Source organism: Rhodococcus sp. NPDC057297 (genome assembly GCF_042667435.1).
In the GTDB taxonomy this organism is placed as follows: Bacteria; Actinomycetota; Actinomycetes; order Mycobacteriales; family Mycobacteriaceae; genus Rhodococcoides.
This window is the reverse complement of sequence record NZ_JBHUZE010000009.1, coordinates 1-16,390: the sequence shown is the minus strand read 5'-3', so window position 1 is coordinate 16,390 and position 16,390 is coordinate 1. Positions and strand designations below refer to the sequence as shown.

The 16,390-nt window shown below is 65.0% G+C and carries 22 protein-coding genes; 5 read left to right on the top strand and 17 right to left on the bottom strand.

Annotated features, from left to right (window positions below):
* Nucleotides 1-13 precede the first annotated feature (13 nt).
* The 10 genes from ACFULT_RS21980 to ACFULT_RS21935 all read right to left on the bottom strand — a co-directional run bounded on the left by ACFULT_RS21980 (nucleotide 14) and on the right by ACFULT_RS21935 (nucleotide 6,792).
* Nucleotides 14-301: a hypothetical protein gene (locus ACFULT_RS21980; RefSeq protein ID WP_378482476.1), complete on the bottom strand. Its 288-nt coding sequence runs from the start codon at nucleotides 299-301 to the stop codon at nucleotides 14-16.
* The gene (locus tag ACFULT_RS21975) at nucleotides 298-573 is read right to left on the bottom strand and encodes a hypothetical protein (RefSeq protein WP_378482475.1); all 276 of its coding nucleotides are present in this window, start codon (nucleotides 571-573) and stop codon (nucleotides 298-300) included. Before ACFULT_RS21975 ends, ACFULT_RS21980 begins: the two co-directional genes overlap by 4 nt.
* The gene (locus ACFULT_RS21970) at nucleotides 570-758 is read right to left on the bottom strand and encodes a hypothetical protein (RefSeq protein WP_378482474.1); all 189 of its coding nucleotides are present in this window, start codon (nucleotides 756-758) and stop codon (nucleotides 570-572) included. Before ACFULT_RS21970 ends, ACFULT_RS21975 begins: the two co-directional genes overlap by 4 nt.
* Nucleotides 755-940 carry a hypothetical protein gene (locus ACFULT_RS21965; protein WP_378482473.1) on the bottom strand — a complete coding sequence of 62 codons (186 nt, stop codon included), beginning with the start codon at nucleotides 938-940 and terminating at the stop codon, nucleotides 755-757. Before ACFULT_RS21965 ends, ACFULT_RS21970 begins: the two co-directional genes overlap by 4 nt.
* An 85-nt stretch (nucleotides 941-1,025) precedes the next feature.
* Entirely contained in the window at nucleotides 1,026-1,319 is a 294-nt protein-coding gene (locus ACFULT_RS21960; RefSeq protein ID WP_378482472.1) for a hypothetical protein, read from the bottom strand.
* A 33-nt stretch (nucleotides 1,320-1,352) separates the two neighbouring features.
* Nucleotides 1,353-1,994 (bottom strand): hypothetical protein, encoded by a 642-nt coding sequence (locus tag ACFULT_RS21955; RefSeq protein ID WP_378482471.1) that lies wholly within the window; start codon nucleotides 1,992-1,994, stop codon nucleotides 1,353-1,355.
* A 32-nt stretch (nucleotides 1,995-2,026) separates the two neighbouring features.
* Entirely contained in the window at nucleotides 2,027-3,724 is a 1,698-nt protein-coding gene (locus ACFULT_RS21950) for a cutinase family protein (protein ID WP_378482470.1), read from the bottom strand.
* 29 nt (nucleotides 3,725-3,753) lie between these two features.
* Entirely contained in the window at nucleotides 3,754-4,683 is a 930-nt protein-coding gene (locus ACFULT_RS21945) for a hypothetical protein (protein WP_378482469.1), read from the bottom strand.
* Nucleotides 4,684-4,795: 112 nt separating this feature from the next.
* Nucleotides 4,796-6,049, bottom strand: coding sequence for a hypothetical protein (locus tag ACFULT_RS21940; RefSeq protein WP_378482468.1), 1,254 nt, complete (start codon nucleotides 6,047-6,049; stop codon nucleotides 4,796-4,798).
* A 488-nt stretch (nucleotides 6,050-6,537) separates the two neighbouring features.
* Nucleotides 6,538-6,792, bottom strand: a complete 255-nt coding sequence (locus ACFULT_RS21935; protein ID WP_378482467.1) for a hypothetical protein — start codon at nucleotides 6,790-6,792, stop codon at nucleotides 6,538-6,540.
* 633 nt (nucleotides 6,793-7,425) lie between these two features.
* On the opposite strand from ACFULT_RS21935, the gene ACFULT_RS21930 reads away from it, so the two are divergent.
* Nucleotides 7,426-7,923 carry a helix-turn-helix domain-containing protein gene (locus tag ACFULT_RS21930; RefSeq protein WP_378482466.1) on the top strand — a complete coding sequence of 166 codons (498 nt, stop codon included), beginning with the start codon at nucleotides 7,426-7,428 and terminating at the stop codon, nucleotides 7,921-7,923.
* A gap of 179 nt (nucleotides 7,924-8,102) precedes the next feature.
* On the opposite strand, the gene ACFULT_RS21925 is transcribed toward ACFULT_RS21930, so the two are convergent.
* Together ACFULT_RS21925 and ACFULT_RS21920 are read right to left on the bottom strand one after the other, a co-directional pair.
* Nucleotides 8,103-9,113, bottom strand: a complete 1,011-nt coding sequence (locus ACFULT_RS21925) for a GAF domain-containing protein (RefSeq protein WP_378482465.1) — start codon at nucleotides 9,111-9,113, stop codon at nucleotides 8,103-8,105.
* Between the two features lie 50 nt (nucleotides 9,114-9,163).
* Nucleotides 9,164-9,985: an SDR family NAD(P)-dependent oxidoreductase gene (locus tag ACFULT_RS21920; protein WP_378482464.1), complete on the bottom strand. Its 822-nt coding sequence runs from the start codon at nucleotides 9,983-9,985 to the stop codon at nucleotides 9,164-9,166.
* 297 nt (nucleotides 9,986-10,282) lie between these two features.
* Here ACFULT_RS21920 and ACFULT_RS21915 point away from each other — a divergent pair, with 297 nt between their 5' ends.
* On the top strand, nucleotides 10,283-10,495 hold the full coding sequence (locus tag ACFULT_RS21915; protein WP_094723248.1) for a hypothetical protein: 213 nt from the start codon (nucleotides 10,283-10,285) through the stop codon (nucleotides 10,493-10,495).
* Between the two features lie 174 nt (nucleotides 10,496-10,669).
* Nucleotides 10,670-12,553, top strand: a complete 1,884-nt coding sequence (locus tag ACFULT_RS21910; protein WP_378482463.1) for a hypothetical protein — start codon at nucleotides 10,670-10,672, stop codon at nucleotides 12,551-12,553.
* A 514-nt stretch (nucleotides 12,554-13,067) separates the two neighbouring features.
* On the opposite strand, the gene ACFULT_RS21905 is transcribed toward ACFULT_RS21910, so the two are convergent.
* Nucleotides 13,068-13,199 (bottom strand): hypothetical protein, encoded by a 132-nt coding sequence (locus ACFULT_RS21905; protein WP_378482462.1) that lies wholly within the window; start codon nucleotides 13,197-13,199, stop codon nucleotides 13,068-13,070.
* A gap of 143 nt (nucleotides 13,200-13,342) precedes the next feature.
* On the opposite strand from ACFULT_RS21905, the gene ACFULT_RS21900 reads away from it, so the two are divergent.
* Both ACFULT_RS21900 and ACFULT_RS21895 read left to right on the top strand, forming a co-directional pair.
* Entirely contained in the window at nucleotides 13,343-13,519 is a 177-nt protein-coding gene (locus ACFULT_RS21900; protein WP_378482461.1) for a hypothetical protein, read from the top strand.
* 69 nt (nucleotides 13,520-13,588) lie between these two features.
* Nucleotides 13,589-13,957, top strand: a complete 369-nt coding sequence (locus ACFULT_RS21895) for a hypothetical protein (RefSeq protein WP_378482460.1) — start codon at nucleotides 13,589-13,591, stop codon at nucleotides 13,955-13,957.
* 187 nt (nucleotides 13,958-14,144) lie between these two features.
* Here the strand turns inward: ACFULT_RS21895 and ACFULT_RS21890 are convergent, their stop codons facing one another.
* The 4 genes from ACFULT_RS21890 to ACFULT_RS21875 form a co-directional block, all read right to left on the bottom strand.
* The gene (locus tag ACFULT_RS21890; protein ID WP_378482459.1) at nucleotides 14,145-14,669 is read right to left on the bottom strand and encodes a hypothetical protein; all 525 of its coding nucleotides are present in this window, start codon (nucleotides 14,667-14,669) and stop codon (nucleotides 14,145-14,147) included.
* A gap of 318 nt (nucleotides 14,670-14,987) precedes the next feature.
* Complete coding sequence (locus tag ACFULT_RS21885) at nucleotides 14,988-15,275, bottom strand: DUF3263 domain-containing protein (protein WP_378482458.1); 288 nt, start codon at nucleotides 15,273-15,275, stop codon at nucleotides 14,988-14,990.
* Nucleotides 15,276-15,577: 302 nt separating this feature from the next.
* The gene (locus ACFULT_RS21880) at nucleotides 15,578-15,790 is read right to left on the bottom strand and encodes a hypothetical protein (RefSeq protein WP_378482457.1); all 213 of its coding nucleotides are present in this window, start codon (nucleotides 15,788-15,790) and stop codon (nucleotides 15,578-15,580) included.
* 122 nt (nucleotides 15,791-15,912) lie between these two features.
* On the bottom strand, nucleotides 15,913-16,359 hold the full coding sequence (locus tag ACFULT_RS21875; protein WP_378482668.1) for an Hsp20/alpha crystallin family protein: 447 nt from the start codon (nucleotides 16,357-16,359) through the stop codon (nucleotides 15,913-15,915).
* Nucleotides 16,360-16,390 lie beyond the last annotated feature (31 nt).

Here is a 16,390-nt window from a genome sequence, read left to right as displayed (position 1 = left end):
TGACGGGTGGTGGTCAGGCGAGGACGGCTTGGGCGATGCCGGATGCGGAGCCGATGACGGCGGCGCAGAGCATGATTCGGGCGACGGTGGCGTCTTCGACGACCTGGGTTCCGGTGGATTTGCGCTGGTTGACCAGCACCGCACCGCACACCATCAGCGCGACGATGCACGCCACGATGGAGCACCAGAGCAGCCACGACAGAGCGGTGTCGATCGTCGACCACACTTCCGCCGGCCACTCCACCGGTTCGGTCGGTGGCTGCGCGAACACCGTTGCGGCGTTGTCGGTGTGCGCGGTCACGAGGTGAATCCGGGTAGTTGGGGGAGCACGCTGGTGGCCACGACGACTGCGACGATGGTGCCGGCGATGCCGCCGATGATCATCCGGGGTCCTTGTCGGCTGCCGAAGGCGAGCATCACCAGCCCGGTGAGTACACCGAGGATCGAGGCGGCCGCGCTGCCCCACGCGGCGAGGGTGAGCCAGTCCATCACCTGCGCGGTGTCGATCTGCGGTGGCGGCCCACCGATCGGATCGACCACCGGCACCCAGTCCTGGGCGAGCGGGATGCTCATACGTTCACCTGCGCGGCAATCGACCCCAGAGATCCGGTGATGACGGACCCAAACAGAGTGAAGTGGACCCAGCGCGGGGTAGGCCCGCAGCTGGTGTGGTCCAGGGCCAGGGATGCACCGGCGACGAGGATTCCGGTGACCGAGCCGAACACCAGCACCCACGACACGATCACCAGGGCGGTCATAGCAGGACCTCGAACCCCAACGCGATCGGCACGAGTACGACAAGTCCGAGACCTGATGTGCTCAGCGTTTTGCGGGTATCGGTGGTGACGGAGCCTGTCTTGGTCCACTCGCAGCGCGCTATGGCCACGAAGCTGAGGAACCCGAGGGCGGTCACGATCAACAGGCCGATGAACCCCGTCATCAACGTCGTCTCGTAGGGAACCCCGACGACGGGGGTGCAACGGCGTCGTCGGCGAGGTTCACCGAGGGCAGTGTGGCGGCGGGCATCAGTTGAGGACCAGGCCTTGGACGAGTCCGGAGGCGGATCCGATGAGGATGGCTCCGACGAGGCCGCCGACGAGTTTGGTGCTGGCTCCGCCTCCGCCGCCGGTGATGCGTTCGTAGGCGAGCATGGCCCCGCAGATCATGATGCCGACGATGGAGGCGATGATGCAGCCCCACATTGCCCATCCGACGAGGGTGGTGACTTTGGCGCCGAATCCGCCGTCGGGTGGGGTGGGGGTGAAGTTGAAGTCTTGGGCGAGGATCGAGACGGTGGCGGCGGTGTAGGTGGTGAACATCAGGGGTCCTTTCGAAGGGAAAGTGTGTGGTGGTCAGCGGGCGTAGGCGGTGCGGGCGGCGGTGAAGATGTCCATCCCGACGGCCGCGAGCTGCGGTTGCGGGGAGGCGGCGCTCGAGACCGGTCCGCGCATCCGTCCCGGCGGCGGGGGAGGCGGGTCGGCGGGGGACCAGGTCGCCAGTTCGCTGCGTGGATGCAGTGGCAGGTCGTCGATCCACGGGATCTGCCACACTGCCGGGGAGGCGGCTGCGACGATTTCGGCTTTGCGGCGCAACGACTTCGGTAGTCGCCCGGGTGCGTAAGGCACGAGGGCGGTACCGAGGAGGATCGCCTCGCCGATCAGTCCGGCGGCCGCTTGCAGGACGAGATCCTGTGCGGCGGTGAGGCCGTCGAAGTCGGTGCGGGCGACGACGACGACGCCGGGATAGCGGTCGGCTGCGGGCCATCCGCCGTCGGCGTCGGCGGCCGGGGCCCAGATGCGGGCGAGGGTGCCCGCTCCGGAGCGCCCGTGTGCGCCGAGCAGCCACACCGCGGGGGCCTTACCGGTTGCTGCGATCGGCTGGTGGTGGACCGGTGCGCGGCGGTGCGGCGGCGGAATCCTCAGTCCCGCAGGAATCGCGGGTACGTCGGGGTAGGTGTCGTTGTCGGATTCGTCGTTGATCGGTTGTGCGGCCATCTCCGGCGCACCTCCTTCTCCGGCGTTCTCGGTCACCGAGTGGTGGTCGGTGAAACGGTCGTGGTGGCCGCGGGAGTGCTCGATGCGGCTGGGGTGGTCGTGGTCGGTTCGGTGGTGCCCTCAGCGGGTGACGTGGGCCGTGCGCCGATGGTGGCGTGAGCGGAGAGGATGCTGCCTGCGCTGCGGACGGTGTCGGTGGTGGCGAACAACTGCGCGCTGCGTTTGAGGATGGCTCCGACCTTGTCGGCGAGGGTTTGATCACCGGTGAGGTCGGCGGCGAGGGCGACGATCCAGCGGACGGTCAGCTCGACGGGAGTTTCGCCGCGGGAGCCCACAGGGACGCTGTCGTAGGAGCCGTGTTTGGTGGCGGTGTTCCAGTAGCTGGTGTCGGTGACGAGCTGCGCGAGACCGGAGTTCTCGTCGATGGTTTTGCTGACTTCGTCGAAGGCGACGGTGACGGCGGAGTCGATGGTGGCCGGGGGGACGAGTTTGACTGCGGAGGTGGCAACTTTGGTGGCCAGGATCGCCAGTGCGGCTGGCGGGTTGGCGAGGCCGACGGTGGCGAGCTGCCCGATGGTCTCGGGGGTGATGACGTCTTTGGCGACGGTGATCGCCGCACCGATGGCCATTCCGGCGATCTTGGTGACCGCGCCGACGGCCTCGTCGATGACCTCGTCGGTGGAGGTGGAGGAGGGGTCGGAGTACTTCGCCATTTTCGACAGCACCGTCTCGGGTGCTGCGCTGACCTCGAATCGGCCTGCCTTGGAGTTGAAGTCGATGTTGTCGTTGATCACCGACGCACCGGTCAGCAGGGCCGAGCGTCCGACCGCAGTGGAGACATCGGTGAGGATCCGGACGGGGTCGCGAGTGTCCATCGAGGATTGTCCGGCGATGGAGGCGACGAGCTTGGCGGCCGGGGCGTCGGTGGGGGTGTCGCACGCGAGATCGCCGGAGGTGCAGTACGAGGCGACTCGGTCGGCGACGGCGCCGAAGTCTCCGACGGACGGGGTGGGGGCGATACCGCCGCCCGCTGGTGCGGCGGCGGCGACAGCGGGTGCGAGCTGGACGGTGCCGACCGCTGCACCGTCGGTGCCCGGTGCCGGAGCAGGTGTGGATGCGCCGCCGGGCAGGACGTCTTCGCCTTGTGCGCGGGTGGGGTCGGAGAACAGCGCCCCGCCGGCGAGGTCGTCGGCGGCGATGGGGCCGGTACCTGCGCCGATGTCGCGGAGGACTTCGGAGGCGACGTCGCCTCCTTGGGAGTATCCGGAGACGAAGAACTTCGCGCCGGGGCAGCGTGCGGCGATGTCGGAGATCAGGTTCTGCGTGTTTTCGACACCGATGTCGCGTGACTGGTTGTAGGGCACGGCGGAACGGTCACCGGGCTTGCCGCCGAAGCTCGCCGGGTAGGCGACGTAGTTGCGGTCCAGGGCTTGTCTCGTACCGGAGTTGGCGTCCTGCATCGCCGGGACGGTGACGCGGGAGAAGAACCCCGAATCCGTGGTGGGCGAGGTGTTTTCGTCGATCTCGGTGGTGCCGGGTACGACTACGAGCTGCAACGGTGCGCAATCACCACCCGACGACGTGGTGGAGGAGGGCTGACTCGATGACGGTGTTGGTGTGGCCTGGGGCTGCGCGGCCGCGACACCGGACCCGGCAGCGACGAGGACGGTCGTGGTGGTGATGGTCAGCAGGGTCGTCGACAGGCGACTGCGGGGGCGTGGTGGGTGCATGGGGCGGGTTCTCTTTTCTTCTCGGACGGTCATCGTTGAGCGATCGCGGTGATGAGGGTCTGACCGCCGGTCTCGGCGGTGGTGAAGCGCTGAGCGGCGGTGCGGCCGTCGATGCCGGGGCCGCGTTCGACGACGGTGACGTCGTATACGCCCGGTGAGACCGGGTCGGCGAGAACACAGAACTCGATGTCGGGTTCGAGGGCGTCGATGCCCTGCTGGAGACGTTGCGTCGAAGCCAGGACCGCGTCGGGGGCGGCTTGGGCGCGGGCGGCGGCTCCGTCGCGGTCGTAGTAGAACGCTTTCTCGAACCGCCAGATCGCCGCCATCCCCGGATCGGTGGAGTCTTCGGTGACGGGCTCACCTGCTGCTTGTTCCGCGCACCAGGTGACGTTCGCGGCTGCGGTCCCGGCGGCCGCCGGGGCTGAGGAGGTGGTGGGGTCTGCGGTGGTGGTGACGATTTCATCGAGCGCGAGCGTCCGAGGCTCGGTGCTGTCATCACCGCCGGTGAGCAGTAGCGCGCCGGTGCCCAGGCCGCCGACGACAGCCAGGAGAGACGCTGTGACCGCCACAGCGGCGCGGTGGCGTTGCCACCAGGACCGCTGCACCGGTCCGGCTACGCTCGGACGGAGATCGCGAAGTCGTGCGGTCCGGGCGTCGAACGAGTCCGACTCTGCCTGTATTGGGTGGCGGCCGGTGTCGTCGTAGATTGCTACTTCGTCGTTGTCGACGTCGTAGAGGACTGAGGGTGCGACGCGGGCGGTGCCGTCGTCGTCGAACCAGTCCGCCTCCACAGCACTTCCGTGTTCCTCGTCGCTGGAGGTGTCGGACAGGACGGTGAACCGGCGCTGCGTCCCGGTGTCGGATTGTGCTGCGGCGGCGACGTTGTCATCGACCTGGGGGTCGTGGAACCAGTCGTCGGGCGCGACGGCGTGCTCGGTGGTCTCGTCCTGGTGTGCCACAGCAGACCTTCCTGAAGGTGTGTGTCGGGGCCGAAAATTGTTGCCGGGTGGTTTGTGTCGAACTTTCGGATACAGCCCGACCCGCTGGAGAAAGGTGGGCTGCACCCGGAAATCAGACGCCGAGATTCAGTCCGGCCAGGGCGGCGTTCGCCTGGTCGATTAACGGCGCGGCAGCGGTGTTGGCCGCCGTGATGGTGTCCGTGACAGCGGGCTGCTGAAGGACGGTGGTGGTGAAGCCCTGCACGGTCTCGGCCGCCGGTGCGGTCCACACCTGCGCGTCACTGACGGCCTGGTCGACATCGGCGGGCGCGAGGTTCAGGGCGCCCTGGATCTGCTCGGTAGCTGTGTTGATGACGCCCTGCACCGGGTCATCGAGCGTCAGCGGAGCGGCCGGTGCAGCTGGCACGGCCTCGGGTGCGGGAAGCGGCGCTGGTTCTTCGATGATCTGCTGTTCGCCGCCGAGGACGGTGGCACCGAGGACGCCGCCGATTACGGCCCCTGTGCCTGTCAAGCCCAGCACGATGGGTGCCGAGAGGGCAGCGCCGACGCCTGCTCCGGCGAGTGCGGCTGCGCCGGGGATGAAGACCCATCCGACCGGGCCGCCCCAGACGACTGCGCCGGTGCCTGCGGTTGCGGCGACACCGAGTCCGCCACCGATCGCTGCCGCGGTGCCGGTGATCACGGCGGCCGGGGCCACGGAGGCGGCGAGGCCTGCGGCGCCGCCGGCGATGACGCCGGTGATGGTGCCTGCAGCGATGCGGTCGGCGCGAGAGGAGTCAGCGAAACCGTTGTCCACCAGCCAGTTTCCGCCGTCGGCCTGAATGGCGGCTCCGGTGTTGTTGAACTGCTCGACCTGGTTGGGGTCCAACAAATTCGGGTCGTACGGTACGAGTTCGCCGCCGACGAGGACGTAGCCGTCGGGTGCGTCGATCGGGGCGATGACCTTGCGCTGCACTGTGGGAACGGGCGGCGGTGGCGGTGGAGCTGCTTGCAGGGCGGGCGGTGCCTGGGTCGGTGCGGCCTGCGGCGCGGGAGTGGGTTCGTAGTAGGTGTTCTGGTAGGAGGACTGTTGGTTTCCGGACCGGTAGTCGTCGTAGCTACGCCACTGGGACTGCTGCACCTGAGGTGAGGCCTGGTAGCCGGGTAGGAACTGGCGTTCTTGGGTCGGGGCAGGAGGCGGTGCGACCGGGGTGGTGTCGGTGGTTCCGGACTGTGCAGTGTCCGGTGCGGTCACGAAGTCCTGCGGTGCCGCATGGGCGGTCGCGGTGCCCCATGCCAGGGCGACGGCGATCGGAACGGCAGTGAGAACGAGTGCCCGTTCTCTAGGGCGGCGGTGACGCCCACCGATTCCTTGCTGAGGAGACATGAGTAGTGGTGCCTTTCGTAAGGCGCTGTCTAGCAGCGGGATTGGGTTGACGGTGTCTAGTTGGTTGATGGTGGAACCACCACCGAACGCGCTGAGGAGGATCGACCGAAAACGAGGGCCAGCCTTCGGGTGATCCCTCCTCGGCGCGGACGACGGACATGCCTTGAAAGGTGGAGGTGGGGGTGCCGGAACGCGGCTGTCGCGTACCGGCACCCACCATTTGTCAGCCGAGCAGGCTCAACCAGAACCAGAGCTGCGAGAAGATCCACGGCATGGGCGTAATCCTTTCTGTCGAAGACGATTCGGACGGTTCTCAGATGTCCCGGCGGGGTCGCTCAGTTCGGCACACGATGACGAAGCGTCGCTGTGCGACCCTCGCGCCGGTCCATCGGTTGAGCTGCGCTGCCGGATGTGCCTGGGGGAAGGCTCACCGACTCGCGTAGCTCGCAGCTACGGCCGGGGGATTGGTCCGTAGTTGGGTCTGAGGGTCAGGCGGCGCGGCTGAGACCGCCGTCGCTCCGCGGCTCGGCGGTAGGCGTACGGAAGGTCATGTCGGTATCGGTCCACTCGCCGAGAAGTTCGCCGGTGTCCTCGCATCGCAGCTGGTGTGTCACATGCGGGTGGGATGCGGGAAGCGAGCAGAGTGCCATGCCGGGTGCTCGGTCGTTGAGCGCCGGGCAGGGTTCGGCGGGTCCTGTGGGCCGGCCGGGGTGTAACGCAATCTCGTCGATTGAAGATTGCATGAATGTCCTCCAGGTCTAGGGCGCACCTTTTGAGGGAGGCGGCTAGGCTGGAAGAGCCCGCATCCATCAGGAGCTACGGCTTGTGGTTGGTGGGTGGTGGAAAGAGGCCCTGGGTGCGCGTGATTGGCGTCGTGTCGCATCTAGGGTCTTCGCTATTTTGTGGCCTTTCAGGGCCCTGCTCGCATCGAGTTATTAAGTGCGTCGTTGCTGTCATTGATTGCCGGAGCGGGGGCCTCCATACCGTCTAGTGGACTGCAGCTCGGTCTGACACCACCTGAATGAGACCGGATGGTGAAGTTTTTCGACCCGAAGCCCTGTTCAGTCTTGTCATCGGCGATGCCCAAGAATTGAGCTGCTGCGGTACCTGCTTCTAAGTCAAACCTTAAGTTGGCGTGGGTGTTTGACCGACTATCAGCAGCACGCCTACATCGGCCCATCGTTGCCTCCCGTCGTCGTCTACATCTTCAAACCACTTGTGGACTCAGGCCACGTCAATCTGACTTGGTCCGCAACTGCCGGGCGGTAGAACGTCGGGGCGGCGACGGTTCTTCTGCTCGGGTCGGGATCTCACGCTCAGCGACGTTAGGCCCGTTTAAACAACTTTATTTATACAATCTAACTCAAACAGCCGTTATGTGCTACCTCGAATATGCGGGTGGCACAGTTGTTGTCCGTGGAGTACTACCTATGAAACGACGGCTCCGCGGCTTCGAGCCGGGACGCTTGCGGTCGGCTAGAACTGCCGCCGGTCTTAGCGGTGCCGAAGTCGCGCGACGATGTGGCATTGGCGCATCTACATACTCGCAGTGGGAGCTCGGCGCGGCCGATCCCAGTATTGATGCACTCGCGCGATGCACCAAGGTGCTGGGAATCGAGATCAGTGATGTAGTCGTCGTCGAGCGCGAGAAGGAGCACCTGGGGGATTTGAGAGTCATGCGTGGACTGACTCAGGGGGAACTGGCCAAGCGGGTGGGTGTCAGTCCGCAGCACATTGGAGCGCTTGAACGCGGTCACGTAGCGCTGTCTGACGGACTTGCGAAGCGACTGGCAGGCGAGCTGGCGACAGAACCCGGCCGTGTTGTTGAAGCTTGGGTGCGCGTCCGAAACCGCGCGGCCGATGTTCTGCCCTGAAAGCACGCCGTCCACCCCGAACTCTCCTCGAATTTGTCGGTCGCCAACGGCAGACCGATCGAGGCGCTACAAGCGGTACCGGACATCCACACGATCCGCAGGAAGCCCTTTCAGGGCGCGCTGGAGAGAGTGTACCGATGAACGCCGCTTGCGCAATAGGTCAAACAGTTGAAATTGGGTCAGATCAAAGGCCTGAGGACAGCGAAGCCTGCGGTCGTGGATTGATCGAGAGCCATCAGCGAGATCTCAATGTGTATCGGCCTCCATTCTCCGGTCAAGTGTCGGAAGCGAAGTACCCCCTGGACTGGACTTACGGTTGCCAATTGACTCGACATAGCCGTCGCCACGTCCATATCGTCAGGATGTATCGCTGGCACCGGTTGTCCCGGCAGAGACTCCCAGGCAACCTCCGGCATAGCTTCGCCGTGCCACCTGATCAGACGGAGCCGCTTCAGGTCTAAAATTGCGTGATACTCGCCTGGACGTTTAATGGCCTCAAGAACACGATGTTCAAGAATGCGTGGTGGTGGGGCAGCTTCAACAGTTGTCGCAGCGCCGATGTCTTGCGTCACCCCGCGGAGCAGTACCTCGCTAGAATCGTTCTCCACCATTCGACACGAGAAATGGGCTGCGCGTTCCTCTCCATCGTCTCGGACGACTGTCCAGACCGCCTGATGCTGCGTTCCGGGAGCAGCAGTCACAATTTTGGCGAGGGCAGCGCCTTCGTCTGCATTCGTCTTGAGCCGTTCGAACGCACCAGCTTGTGCCACTCCGCTCCGACGTGCTTCTGGTGAAACCCCATAGAGATCAAAGAGCTCGGAGGAGCCATGGGCAGATCCTGCTGTGAGGTTAAATTCCCAAGCCCCGGCGGGGTTTCGCGGACCCGGTTGAACGTCCTCTGGTCCTCGCCACACATAGACGGCGTGCAGTGTTCCGTCGTCATGCCGAACAGGGATGGCGTGGGTCCGCCGCCCATTTTCGTGCTGTTCGAACACATCAAGGCTGGTTGTCTCTTCCAACGCACGAATGGAATCGTCGATCTGATGTACCGCCCTGGTGTTGACTCCCTGGCGCTTAGACGAAAAGTGCTGTTCTAGACGCAGGAACGGACGGGGACGATCACCGATGGCGACCACTGAGCGGGTGGAAAATCCGCCATAGATCGAGATTAGTAACCAGTCTGTCTGCATGAATCCCCCGAGTCACTTGGCTTTGAACGGCGCGGGCGCAGAGTATATAGCTACATGTAACGGCGGATCACATCCATGTATCTGGAACCCAAGAGCCGCACCAGCGCGCTCGCAATTGCAGCGTCTCGTCCAACTAGTATCCGACGCTTTCCAGCTGCGATACCGGACAGAATTGTGACGGCAGCACGGTTCGGATGGGTACGTGCGACGCTCTTTTCAAAACCGCGGATCACCGCGTCCCTGTCAGTTTCCCGACCGAAGACAGCGCTGCGCGCGATGGTCGTATGCATCCCACCCGGGATGACACTGGTGACCTTGAGGTTGGAATCGGCGAACTCCCCCGTCAACGCTTCCGTCAAAGCGCGAACAGCGAACTTGCTGGCCGAGTAAGCGGAGTACCCAGGCGCAGTCATGATCCCAAACGCCGAAGATACGTTGACCAGATGAGCGGATGGACTGGTTCTCAGCAAGGGCAAGAACAACTTCGTCATGGTCAGAGTGCCAAAGAAGTTTGCATCCATGATCCTGCGATAGTTGTTCAAATCGAAATCGTCCACGCGACCAGCTGCAAGCACTCCAGCGTTGTTGATCAGGATGTCTAACTGGCCGACGATCATTCGAACCTGATCGGCGCACTCAGAGACCCGTACCGGGTCAGCCACATCAAGGGTGAACGCATGAACACTATCGGGGCGCGATGTCAGTTGCCTGCACTCTGCAACCGTGCTGGCCAGTTGTTCGGCATCGACATCGACAGCTAGGACTGTTGCTCCGGCCTTGGCAACCTCCAAAGCGAGTGAGCGGCCAAGGCCAGTGGCTGCACCCGTGATCAGCACTGATTTGGCCTCGAAGTACGAACCGGATGCGGGCAATTCCGACCTCCATCCTGCAAGCCGTACTGCACGTCTTCTCCGACTTGCTGTTCGTGCACCCTTGGTCGACTGCGGGTAGGCCGAGGTACTGGACTGATGACTCACCCGCTCGATCCTGACAGGCGTGGCGGTTTAAGCAAGTCGGTCCTTTTTCGGCGCGGTCGACAGTGTCGACTCACAACTGACATCAATGTAATTACTTTGCGTTCGGTCGGCGTGTCAGAGCCATTCGAACGTGATGCTGCATCAGGATGGACAACGGTTGGGACCGATGATGCAGATGAAGGAGGCCACGCCATGCCGATGCCCAGTAAGGGTGAGCGGAAGCCGTTGACTGTCCGAATCCCGCTAGAGCTGATCAAGACGCTCGAAGAACAACAGAGTTCGGCCGGTGTGACGTCCTTGGGCCAGTACCTGGCTGACCTCATCGCGATCGTCAACGACCGCGAGGATCTCGCGCTTGAACTCAACCGGCGGCAAGACCAAGGGGTGCTGCCCTTGACTGCGTAGCTCTTCGTGACCTGAACCGACATTCGGGTCCTACGTTCAAACTGAATCTACGCAACACAGACAAACGAAAAACCCCCGGCGGGCGGGCCGAGGGCTTTCGAAGTCAGAGAAGCGAATGACTAGTTCGCATCTCGTGTGTGTTGCTACTCCCCGAAGGGACTTGTCTTGCCTGACATGTCTCAGGGTACATCGCGCCCTGAAGTAGATACAAGATTTAATACTCGTGTCGTCGCGTTCGATGCGACTCCGGACCGGCTGTGGCGTCGTTTCGCCCCGGTTCTGGCAGCGCGCAGTTCGATGCGCCTCTACGACCCGACGCTGCGCAAATACGGGTCGGCGGGACCGTTGACGGCGAAAAGGCCCGTTCTTCCTTCCGCTGTTCCCCTGTTCGTGCACGGTCGCGCACGTATCGTCGCGCTCGACTTCGACTCCAAAACCCATGGTCACGACGCCGTCGTCGCGGACGTCTCACGGGTACTGGCGTGGCTGGCCGAGTGCGGTGGCCGCGCAGTCGTCGACCGTTCGACCAGCGGCGGCCAGCACGTCCTGATCCCGCTCGCCCCGGGAAAAACAGTGTCCGTCGACGACATCCGGCCACTGCTCCGCCAACTGACTGTGCGCCTGCCCACACTCGACATCACCCCGATGACCAACGCTAAAACCGGCTGCATCACCGTCCCCGGTTCGGCCTGCAAAGAAGGCGGACACCGCGAGCTCGTCGACCTCGACCCCGCCGATGCTTTCGACATCCTCACCGTCGGCTCCGACGCCGGCACCCTGACCCGGCTCCACGCCCTCCTCGGAGGAACGGGTCCGACCCCCACCACCCCCGTCGCCGCACACATCCACGCCCAGACCGCGACGGAACGGATACTCGGCGCCGGCGACGACGCACGACTACACCCCCGGTTCTGCCGCTCCACCCCGCCGCCGCGCACCGTCGTCGACTTCGCCGCCACCGGCCGCCTCGACACCACCCGCTGGCCGTCACGCTCGGAAGCGCGCCAGTCGGTCATCACCCACGCCGTCCTCGCCGGCGCCAGCGCCGCCGACATCCTCTCCCGCGCCGCCGCGCCCGACTGGGCCGGCCTACGCGCCGCCTACGCCCACTACGCCGAGCCGGCGCGCGCCATCCGCCGCGACACCGCCAGCGCGCTCGCCTGGGCCGCATCCGCGCTCCCCGATCCAGTCCGGGATACCGGGCACAAGCAAAAGCACACAGGGGGTACCTACGATCCAGTTCTTCGCTCGTGGCTTACCCACGCGCAAACCTGGGTCGCTTCCGAGTTCTCCCACCGACGTGATCGCTGGACCACACATGCGGTCATTCAGGCGTTGGCGTGGGCTGCTGCAGTGTCCGGCGAGATCGTCGAAGGAATCCCCACCGTCGGGGTGGGCGGACGGTCACTGTCCATCGCAGCCGGCATGCTCCCCGAGACCACGGTGTGGTCGACTCTGGAGCGACTGCGGGAGATGGAAGGCTCTCCGGTGTTGTTGATCGAGCGGGGTGTGGGACAGAACCCCGATCGCTACGCTCTTGTTCCCACACCAGCAGCCCAGACAGCGCGAGACACCAACACACCTGCCCTCGCCGAGTCGGGGGAGGTCGAGTCGGTACACCCGGCGTGGAGTGTCATCGGATGGCGCCACCGCATCCTCTACGACACCGTCGCGAGCATCGAGGACCCGATGACCCCGGAAACCCTGTTCGCGGCCGTCGGGATCGGACGCACCAGCGGCTACGAAGCACTGGTCGATCTGCGGATCGCCGGCCTACTGACAATCGAAAACAGCCAGGTGCACATCGGACCAACCAGCCTCGACGACATCGGGCACCGCCACGGCCTGACCGCGGCAGTGCGCGCCCGGATCGTGCGCCACCGCGCCGAACGCATCGTGTGGCGGGAATGGCTCGCCGCCCGCGAGGAAGCCCGAATCCCCACCGCACCGGAATCGGATCCGATGCTCTTCACGATCGACGCCGACGCTGCCACCGATGCACCGGATCCGGAGTACATCGCGGCGGTGATGAACACCGGACCACCCGAACCCCTCTGAAACGCCAGCCGCGCTTCCCGATCAACGCACGGCATGGCAGCACCGTTCACGAAGGTGCCCGGCGGGGACGCATCGGCATCCGTCTGTTCGGGCCGGGGTCAGCGGCGAAAGTTCAGAGAATGTCGATCAAGGGTGACGAGCGCGGCATCGCCGGCGACGGTGGGCGTGGAGAGGACATGGGTGATGGGCGCGCCCAGGTGGGTGGTCCGCGCAGCTTGGCGTACTGACCCGGAAGCGGCGGGGGCATGCCCACATTCGGCGGTCCAGTGTGGTTGCCCATAGGGGGGGCGGCGCAGTTCGGCGGTGACCGCCGAGGTGCTGGCCAATGCCAAGCAGCACCTCGGCCATGGCGAACAGCTCGAAGGCACCACGAGGCGGTGTCGGGTGATCGCGGCGATTCCACCCGTGCTCCGCACGTAAGAACGGTTTGTCGGTTCTGTGTGCCCACGCCCGCCGTCGAGCACATCTGATTGCACATTCGATCCGTCGTCGACAGCGGCACTGCGACCTGCGATCAGATGCGTTCGGCATCACCGATCCGGCCCAGGCAGGCAGCAACCTCCGCCAATGCCCGCCGTATCCGAGGATCGTCGGGGTCGACCCCCTCCTCGATCAACGCCTGCCGATACTCCCAGTCATCGTCCACACACAGATTGGACGCACCGCACCATGCCGCGGTTCCATCCCGCCGAGGTAACGGCGAGTATCTGGCAGTCGACTCGTCGAGGCCCGAGAACTGGTCGACAGTCCGGACTTTCGTGTCGGTGGTCGGGCGAATACTCGCCGTTCATGAGAATCCGAACGTTGACCGGCCCGCCGCTGACCTCCGAAGCTGTCCGCGGCACACTCACGGCGATCGTGCTGACCACCGACACCGACAGCGATGACCGGACCGACACAGCACCGGGCCGGCGGCACCTGCTCGAAAACACCGGCACGCCGCAGATCACTCGCCGCGCGTCCTAGCGAGGATGCGAAGCGCCCGCAGCCGCGAGATGAGGCGGCGTGTCGGAGACCAGGTCTAGTCTGCGGAGTATGCAGCAGACGCGAACGGGTGAGGTGGCCGGTGTCGCCGAGCATGTCCTCGACGAGCTCGCCCAAACTCTCGCTGAGAGGCTCGATGTGCTGCTCGACCGGGTGACCGACCGGGCCCTCGCTGCCCCGAACGCAGGTACCTCGGCGTGGAAGAGCCAGTGGCTCGACCGCGACAGCGCCAGCGGCCGCGAACACCAAACCCGCCGACTCTATGTCCGCGCGGTCCTGGCCAGCCGCGCCGGAATCGGCTTGACCACCCCACCGGCACCGGCGCCGGCCGTGCCGCCGCCCACAACAGCTGCGCCGCCGAAGACTGCTCCTCGCCGAGCCAGCCGCGCCGTCGACGCCGATCAACTGACCATCTTCTGAAAAACGCCACCTCGTGTCGGCGAGCCGGAATCATTCGCCCCGCGGCGCATCCCACCCCGTGAAGGGGTGGCCAGGCCCTCCCAAGGGGGGGAGGCCGTCCGATTCACGCTCTTGTTCTCGATACAACTGTGCGCCCACTCCCCAGGGGAGCGGGCGCAACAGTTAGAGGTGGGCAGGGATGGTCGGGTCAGCCTGCGCTGCCACTACCGAGCAGGGCACCGAGATCCGGAAGCGCTGGTGCCGGATCGCCGATGGCCAGGATCGGGGAGGCCTGCTGCACGGCGTACGCCGTCCACGGAGTGCCCGCGAGTGCCTCGGTCAGGCCCGGGTAGTCCGAGATCCACAGTGTCATCGGGTCGGTGTTCTCGGTGCCGCAGGTCGCCAACGCGACGTAGCTGCCGGCGGGGATGTCGGTGATCGACTGGCTGCTGACTCCGGGTTGTCCGGCGTCGTCGTTGGAGTACAGGCTCTGACCGTTCCCGATCACGTCCCAGACGGGCGGAAGAACACCGCCCGGTGCCGGTGCGAGCGATGTCGCGCACGCCAACGCCTGCCCGGAATTGTTGGTGATGGTGTTGGTGACCGTGGAACCGGCGACCTCGAACGCGTACGTCACGTCGGTCGGGCCCGCCGCGGATGCTGTCGCCGGGAACGCGAGCAGGGCGGGGGCGCAGAACATTGTGCCGAGGATGAGCCGGTTGATCGATCGCATGAGAAGTCCTTGTCGTCGAGTGCAGTGTGTCCGACGTCAGTCTCCACTGAACAAGACCGTGTGGCATCTTTCGGGCGGGAAGCAGAATTTCAGGGCTCGGAACAAGTCGTCCGCTCCGATATCAGGGTGAAGCAGGGCAGTAGACGTGCCTTGTGTGTTCGATCGTTCTATGATGCTGGGGCGCAGGCGGTTTCATTGATGCATGGGTAGGCGGTCATGCCCCCGGGTTCGCAGTGCCCGATGTGCATTGCGCGGGCTGACTGTCGATTCGACTGCAGCGGTACACGAGAGTAATCGGTCACCGTCGGGTGAGTGAGGTCAGCTCGATATCCAGATGCGTCGACGCGCGACAGCTTTGATGCGGGTCACCATGACCGGACTCATCCCGAAACAGCGGAAAACACTGTTGGGGTCGCGGTCGAGCAACGCGATGACCTCGCGGTAGAACTCGCGCGCACTCATATCGAATCGGGTGAGGATATCGGCGTCCGGGCCGCCGCCGTGATTCACCCAGCGCAGAGCGTAGTCGATCATCGCCCGTTCACCCGCGGTGTAGGCACTCTCACCCTCTGTGTCGCTGGGGGATTCGGTTCCGGGACGTTTCATTGTCGCCCTCACCTGTGCTGTCCTTTCCTGAACGTATCGATCGGAGTGACTGTGGCTACTGCGCAGGCCCCCTTGCTGCAGTGCGGCACAGCGTATCCGGCTCGACCACGAATCTCTGAGGCCCGGACCACCGCGTGTCGCCGCGCTGTCGAGCTCCGCACGCGCGCCGGGATTCCGCGGGTTCTCGCCGCGACTCTGTGTGCACACGCGGTGGCGGCAGGGAAGTCGGCACCTGCCGCCACCGACCTGACCCGACAGGCCCACCGAGGCCCCTGCCGAGGCTCACTGCCGGGGTGCGTGGACTACGCCGCCGCCGCGGCCGCAGGCGTGTGCGGAGTCGGCGGATATGCCTCGTCGTCGAAGACACCGTCATCGACTACTGTCGCGCATCGCTGCTCCACGAGATCTGCTGTATCGCAGTAAATTTTACTCGCATTGATTCCCAGAGTCGATGCCCACCACCGTTGTCTTTCCGGGTCGTCGGGCCACACCACCGGATCCATCAAGTCGATCATCGAATTCACCCTCCTTCTCACCACCACGAATCACCTTGAGCGGGTCGTTGGCGGGCGACCGGCTACCCATCGGGCATGCGAGCCCGTCGCCGGTGACCGGTCGCCGCAGAATCAGGGGCCGGTCAGGTCGACTGCGTCTCGATCGACCGCTGCCTACCGGTGTCGGAGGCGCTGATCGCCACTTTGCGGGGTTTGGCGCGCTCGGCCAGCGGGATCGTCACCGACAGGACCCCGTTGTCGTAGGACGCGGAAATGCGCTCGGAGTCGACGCCGTCGCCCAGCGCGAGCTGGCGACGATACGTACCGGCAAAACGTTCCGAGGAAATCCACTGCACCCCATCGGTATCGGGTGCAGTGCGATGCGCGGTCAGGGTGAGGGTTCCGCGGTCGACATCGACATCGATGGACCCCGGATCCACCCCGGGAAGATCCGCCGACAGTACGTAATGATCGTCGAGTTTGTACAGGTCCATCGGCATGAACCGTGGCGCACGATCGGAACCGTTCGACGTCCCCAGCATGGCCGAGGTAATGGAATCGAGGTCACGGAACGGATCGAAGCGAAGCACAGCAACCACCTCCATCAACTCCAGATGCACC